This window comes from Streptomyces sp. NPDC048636 (assembly GCF_040650655.1).
Lineage (GTDB): Bacteria > Actinomycetota > Actinomycetes > Streptomycetales > Streptomycetaceae > Streptomyces.
In genome coordinates this window covers 23,466-29,708 of sequence record NZ_JBEZHR010000026.1, presented here as the reverse complement: position 1 = coordinate 29,708, position 6,243 = coordinate 23,466, and the positions used below count along the sequence as shown (strand labels likewise).

The 6,243-nt window shown below is 69.6% G+C and carries 6 protein-coding genes; 4 read left to right on the top strand and 2 right to left on the bottom strand.

Annotation, left to right across the window (positions count from 1 at the left end):
* Positions 1–185: hypothetical protein (locus AB0C66_RS35785; RefSeq protein ID WP_362448755.1), on the bottom strand; the 185-nt coding region annotated here is incomplete at its 3' end.
* Here AB0C66_RS35785 and AB0C66_RS35780 point away from each other — a divergent pair.
* The 4 genes from AB0C66_RS35780 to AB0C66_RS35765 all read left to right on the top strand — a co-directional run bounded on the left by AB0C66_RS35780 (position 184) and on the right by AB0C66_RS35765 (position 4,592).
* Complete coding sequence (locus AB0C66_RS35780) at positions 184–459, top strand: hypothetical protein (protein WP_362448752.1); 276 nt, start codon at positions 184–186, stop codon at positions 457–459. The two genes, AB0C66_RS35785 and AB0C66_RS35780, sit on opposite strands and share 2 nt — an antisense overlap.
* Before the next feature lie 736 nt (positions 460–1,195).
* Complete coding sequence (locus AB0C66_RS35775) at positions 1,196–1,702, top strand: hypothetical protein (RefSeq protein ID WP_362448749.1); 507 nt, start codon at positions 1,196–1,198, stop codon at positions 1,700–1,702.
* Positions 1,703–2,518: 816 nt separating this feature from the next.
* The gene (locus tag AB0C66_RS35770; RefSeq protein ID WP_362448746.1) at positions 2,519–3,787 is read left to right on the top strand and encodes an MFS transporter; all 1,269 of its coding nucleotides are present in this window, start codon (positions 2,519–2,521) and stop codon (positions 3,785–3,787) included.
* Positions 3,788–4,469: 682 nt separating this feature from the next.
* On the top strand, positions 4,470–4,592 hold the full coding sequence (locus tag AB0C66_RS35765) for a hypothetical protein (protein ID WP_362448743.1): 123 nt from the start codon (positions 4,470–4,472) through the stop codon (positions 4,590–4,592).
* A 1,089-nt stretch (positions 4,593–5,681) separates the two neighbouring features.
* On the opposite strand, the gene AB0C66_RS35760 is transcribed toward AB0C66_RS35765, so the two are convergent.
* Positions 5,682–6,194, bottom strand: a complete 513-nt coding sequence (locus AB0C66_RS35760) for a hypothetical protein (protein ID WP_362448740.1) — start codon at positions 6,192–6,194, stop codon at positions 5,682–5,684.
* Positions 6,195–6,243 lie beyond the last annotated feature (49 nt).

Sequence of the window (6,243 nt, the reverse complement as noted above, 5' to 3'; positions counted from 1 at the left end):
GCCAGTTCGGCCGCGATCACCGACTCGTCGGCCGTCCCGGCCGCCGCGAGCGACGCCAGGAAGGTCCAGCGCAGCTCCTGGTCGACATCGAGCCCACCCCGCCCTGGCGCTGATCGGCCGCGTCGGACAGGGGACCACCACCCGCCGCAGAGAGCGGCGAGTCCCCTCCCCAGGGAGGAACCCATGCGCAAGAACCGTAGCCCGATCACGAAGGTGGTCCTGGCCATCCTGGTGGTGCTCGCCCTCATCTTCCTGGTCGTGCAGTGCGAGGCCGGCGACGATGGCGGGTGCAGCGACAACAGCCTCGCTACCACGACGATGGCGCCCGCGGCCTTCTCCCTGTCGAAGCCCGGCGGGAAGCCTGTCGGCAAGGGCGGCAAGGGTGGCGGGGCATCGAAGTCCGGTGGACACCGCGGCGGCTTCTTCGGCGGCTTCTTCGGCGGCAACGACTGCGACTGAGTCCCGTCCCGGTCGACGCTCAGCTACACGATCATCGTGTAGCTGAGCGGCCGAGACTTCCGGCGCCCGTGAGTCACTTCGGCGGGCGTCGGGGGTTCTGTGCGGAAGGTGGCAGGCTCGGTATCCGCCAGTTCTCCGGCGGGTGCCGGGCCTTTTTGCGTGCTCGACGTGCGGCACACGGGCGCGCGGCGGCACACGGAGGCGGACGGATGCGGCGGTTCCGTTGTCGGCTTCCGTGAGAGGCCGGTGCCCGTGCCTGCTCTTCGCCTGGCCGGGCTTGACCGTGTGCCGGCTTTTGGCCTCAGTACGAGACCGCGGGGGCATGCGTCGGTGTATCGATGCTGGTTCCGTTCTTGGCCGGCGTGGGTTCTCGGTGCCGGTGTCGATTTCGGCACGTGGGTCTTTCGGCCGTGGTACGACGCCTGCTGTCGTGTCCGGGCTGTGTGTGCCACTGCCGGGTTTCCTCTTCGGCGACGGCGGTGGCCGCCCGGCTACCTGGGCCGGTTCGCCTGCGCGGTGGTGCTCCTAGTGGGGAGCGCCCGTGTGGACAGCCCTGCGTCTGTGTCCTTCCCAGCACACGAGCCTGCACCACGACGGGACCGGGGGGCAACCGCCGCTTCGCAACGGTTGCCCCCCGGTCCCGTCGTGGTGCGGACGGCATCGTGCCGGGAAGGACACAGACGTCCAGGGCAGCCCACACGGGCGCTCCCCGGCTGTCTACAGCAGAGGAGCTGTCATGTCCCGCACGACGAAAAATCCGTACTGGGGCCCCGGGGTCGAGGGCGTGGTGGAAGCGGTCGCCCACCCGAAGGGCCCGGACGGAGTCCACGGTGTCTTCCTCCTGGAGGTGGCTGTGGAGGAGGAGCGGCCGTCGACGCGGCCGCCGTCGGCGCAGCCGCCGTCGCAGCGACGGCCGGAGGTCTCGCGGTGGCGCAAGTTCATCGTCGAGGTCCCCGCCAGTCAGTGGGCGGAGGCTGAGGGCTACTTCCCCAAGCCCGAGGGTGCCAAGGGGAACATGTGGGAGGTGGAGGAGTACTGGAAGGTCGCGGTCGAGTTCGGCTCGGAGCACTTCACTCGGCCCAGGCTGTCCGACTGGCTGCGCGCCCGCCTCGGGCTGACGCGTAAGCCGCGCAACGTCGCGCACGTGGAGTTCCTCGGTCTGTACAACGTCCCGCGGAAGGACCACGAGGAGAGCGCCCCCGGTGCTGGACACCTCGAAGCCGGGCGAGACGCCGCACGGTGAGGGCGTGAAGTAAGGAGAGCGTCGTCAGGCCCCGGCCCCCACTTCGGTGGGGGCCGGGGCCTTGTCGTGTGTTGCCCGGGCGGCCGTCAGCCAAGCCGGTGTGCTGGTTGCCGGCCGCCCGGGGATTTGTGGGGCCTGGTGTTGTGGCGGCGTGTCGGTGCGGAGTGCCGTCCGGCCGGGATGTGGTGCGCGCTGTTCCGTTGGCGGGCGTTGTGGAGCGTCGTACGGATGCTCGTCAGGTTGAGGGTGCTTGGCGGGTGTGCTGTGGGCCGTGGTGCCGGCGGTGCTCGTGAATTGTTGTCTGCTGGTTTTCGCGTGGGTGTTGGTGGGTGCTCGGTCGGTTTTGCTGCGTGGCGGGGGTGGTGGTGCGGGCGGGTGTGTGTGGCAGGGGTCCGGGGGCTCGGACGTGTGGTTGTCCGGTCGGGTGCAGGGGGTGCTCTCGGCTCTGGGGGGCGTTGGTGGCAGGGCGGTCGGTTCGGCGGTGTCTTTCGTGGAGTCGGTCGGTGGCCGCTTGATGTCCGCGAGGTGTCCTTCTTCTGCTGCGGTACCTCCCACACGCATGAGTGGACTCGTGGTGGGGCGGGCTCCGATGCCCCGCCGTGAACATCCCGCCATTGGAGCGTGACAGGTGCCGGAGGTACCGGGGCTTGCTTCGCCGCACCCCGGTACCTCCGGTACCTGTCCGTGCGCCCCTGCCGGGACGTTCCCGGCGGGGCATCGGAGCCCGTGTCGGGTCCGTGCCTCCTCTGCGTTTTGGGAGGTGTCATGGCCGTGTCAAAGATTTGCGGCTTGGCCCACTTGGGCCTGCGACTTTCCGTGGCGAAGCACTTCAGTCCTGTGAACTGGGTGCTCGCCTCGACCCTGATATCGGTGACCGGTGAGTGGATCCTCACGCTCATCGTCCCGTGGTTCGTTATCGCCAGCACCGGTAGCACGTCCCTTGCCGGGCTCGTGCTGTTCGCGGAGCTGGCACCGGCTGTTGTGGTGCGGTTCATGGCCGGTCCGGTAGTGGGCCGGGTCGGGCGGCGGCTGACGTCGTGGCTCACTGGTGTGGTTCAGGCGGTCTGCGTCGCCATGGTGGCTGTGCTCGTCGCCGCTGACGCGCTGGCGTTTCCGGTTCTGCTGGCGCTCATGGCGCTGATGGGCGCCGCGGGTGGCGCGGGGGTTCTGGCGAAAGGTGGCCTGGCTCCGGCGGCGGCGAAGTTCGTCGGTCTCCGGCAAGGCTTCGCTATCAGCATGAGCGGAGCCATGATTGCCGGCGGTCAGGTAGTCGGTCCGGCGCTCGGTGGGCCTCTGGTGCACATTCCGGTGGTCGGTCTGGTGGCGGTGGCGGTGCTGTTCGCCGTGGCCTCTCTGATCATCGGTCGGCTGCCGCGCGGCATGGAGTCGGCTCGTGTCCAGGTGGTCCACGCCAAGGACAAGCCCGGGTACTGGAAGAGCCTCGGTGAACAGATCCATCACTTCCGCAAGGACCGCTTGCTCGTGAAGCTGTTCGCGATGCTGTTCACCATGGAGTTCCTCGTCGCGCCGATGAACGGCGTGTTCCTGCCCCAGTGGGCCAGGGAGACCGGTGCCGGTGCGGGGACGATCGCGACGCTCGCCAGCTCGGCGGCGTTCGCGGGCCTCGTAGGGAACTTCGTTGCCGTATACGTGACCCAGCGGGTGCGGCCGTACGTGCTCATGTCGGTGGGGTACGCACTGATCGTGCCTCAGTTGCTCGTCCTGGCCCTGGGCGCGCCGGTGTGGCTGGTCAACGTGGTCTGGGTCGTTGCCGGTTTCGCAGGGGCTTTCCCCTTTGCGGTGGTCGGGCAGATCAGCCAGCTGCGGCCTCCGGAGGAGTTCCGTGACCAGACGCGGGCGGTCGGCGGTGCGATCACCAGGTCGGGGAGTGCCCTCGGTGCCCCCGTCCTCGGGTCCGCTGTGCAGTACCTCGGTCTGACCGGAACGCTGCTCGGGGCAGCGGCGATGTACTTCGCGATGACTCAGGGAACGGTGCACGGGAAGGACATCCGGGCGCTCGAGCCGGGCATCTCACGCGAGGACCTTCCCGGGGCGAGTACTCCGGAGAAGGAGCGCGTCGGCTGAGCGTTCGGCCGTTGTCTCCTCGGGAGGCAACGGCCGACTGTCCGGTGTCGGGCGTCGGTGCCGCAGGGCGCCGGGGCCCTGTTTCTTTGTGCGGGCGTGTGCAGCGATCCCTCCGTTTCGTCGACGATTCTTCCCCTGGGGACTGGACTTCGTCTACCGGGGACCGGACTTCGTCCTCGACCCGTGCGTCCGGCGGCGAGACGGACCGTTCGGCGCGGCCCATGTCGTCGTTGCCGAGCGAGCACTCGGCTGACATGCCGACAGGGCACGCCGCACCGTTCTGCTGCCACGCGGGATGCGATTTCGTCGTCCCGTTCCGCGCTTCCGGCGCGGCAGCTTCCGTCGATTCTGTCTCAGTCCTTCTCGCGCCGGTGCGTCGGCGGTACCGGCCGTCGGCGAGAGGGTCCGTGGGGTCCCTCCTCGCGCATGGACCACACGGGGCACGGTGCCACTGGTGTCGACAGACGCTGTTCGCATCCGCCAGTCCTCCCGCGCCATGCGGGTTCCGGATCGACGCGATGCCGGTTCGGCCCCGAGGCCATCACTCGCTTCTTCTCTTCGCGTGGGTGTTGAGCCGTGGGGTGGTCTGTGGTGGTCCCTGGCCGCCGCTTGCAGCCTGGGGCAGGGACCACCACAGACCGCCGAAGGCGGTCAGTCTCTCCCGGCGGAGAGGAAGACGAGCATGCGCAAGCTGATGCGGGCCATCGCGACCTGGACCAACAACGCGATCTGCATGTTCTGCAAGCAGCCGCTTCCGGAGGGGATCGACACGTGCCTCAACCCCAACTGCTCGTCGAATCAGTGAGCTGACCGGCCTTCGGCGCCCGCCGCACTCCGGCGGGCGCCGAGCCTCGGCTCTTCCGCGACACATCCGGTTGTCTCCACCGGTACAGGAGGTCTCATGGCCATGCATCAACATCCGCGTCGTGCTCGTAGGGGTCGGACTACGAAATCACCGCGCTACTACCGAGACCGTTCCGGCTTCTTCCGCGGCGTTGTGGACTTCTTCCGCGAGCTGCTGCTGTAGCAGGGCACTGTGCGGCTGCTGAGAGCGATACGCCCCGGGACTCTTCTGTCCCGGGGCAGTGTCTTGACACCGGTCCCCGGAGTCCGGTGACACGTTCTCATGCCGGCAGGGCTCTGCTTTCGCTTCGCGATTCCGCGTTCGCGGATCCGTGAGTTCCGAGACCGGATCCGTACACCCGCTAGTCGACCGCTTCGGCCCGTTGTCCGGCCCGACCGGTCCGTTGTCCGGCCCGGTCCGTTGTCCGGATCTCCCGACCGGTCCGTTGTCCGGAGCCCGCGGCCGACGTTGACGGCTCGCTTCGTGGTGCCGGCCCGGAGCGCGTCGACGGTTGCCCCTCCGGGTCCGGCCGCCGCCACGTCGGCTGCAGTGGCTTACCACCGCGCGCCGACCGGTCCTCCGCCGTCGTCCCGCTCGCCCTGCTCTCCTTCTTGTCGGTGCGGGGGGCGGTGCCTCCGTCGTGAGAGGGGTCCGTGGAGGCCCCTGCCCGCCGCTTGCAGCCTGCCCTGGGGGTGGGGTGGCCGCAAACCAAAAGCAGGTTTGCCCCCACCCCACCCCCAGGGCTGATCGGCTGCGCCGGGCAGGGCCCACCACGGACCCCCTCCCTCACGACGGAGGCACCGCCCGGCACTGTCGAGAAGGAGAACGACCATGACGCCGGAGCAGGAAGCCGAGTTCCTGAGGTCCCAGGCGGCGGCGCGCGAAGCCGAGGAGCTGGCGAGGCGGCTCGAGCGCGAGCAGCAGGAGCGGAACGGAGGCTGAGCCTCACTCCCACCGCTCTCGTGAGCAGTAGGCCCCGGGGCCGCCGGAATTCCGGCGGCCCCGGGGCCTTTCGTGTGCAGGGTGCGGGCGGCTGCGGGCCCGGCGTACTCAGGCCGGGTTCGTGGTCGCTTCTGGCGTCGGCGCCGGTGCGGACTTCGCCGCCGGCGGGGCTGGGGCGGCCTCCATATCCGTCGCGGCCCGTGTCGCTCCCGCGACCGCCGTCGGCGGCGCGTGGTCGTCTTCGGCCGGGTCCTCCGCCGGGCTCCGTTCCGTCGCTGCCCGCTCTTCGTTCCGCGCGGCGTGGCTGTTCGGTTCCGCCTCGTCCGCCGCGGCCCCGGCCGCGTGCTCCGCATGCGTGTTGAGGTAGTCCTTCACCTCCGCCGCGGTCAGACCGAGCGCGGCGGCCGCGTCGCGTCGGCCGCCGAAGGCGGCAACCGCTTCGGCGACTGCCGCGGCCACGTCGCGGCGGGCGTCCTCCAGCTTGGCTATGCGCTGGTCGAAGGCGGTGATCGTGGTGAGCTGGGCGGCCTGCCGCCGTTTGGCCTCTTCCAGTTCGCGCTTGTGCTGCTCGCGCAGGGCCCGGCGCCGTTCCTGGAGTTGTTCGTTGTGTCGTGACGTCATGTCTGCACATGCTTCACGATCACAACGCCCGCCACAAGTGCTGGCGTTC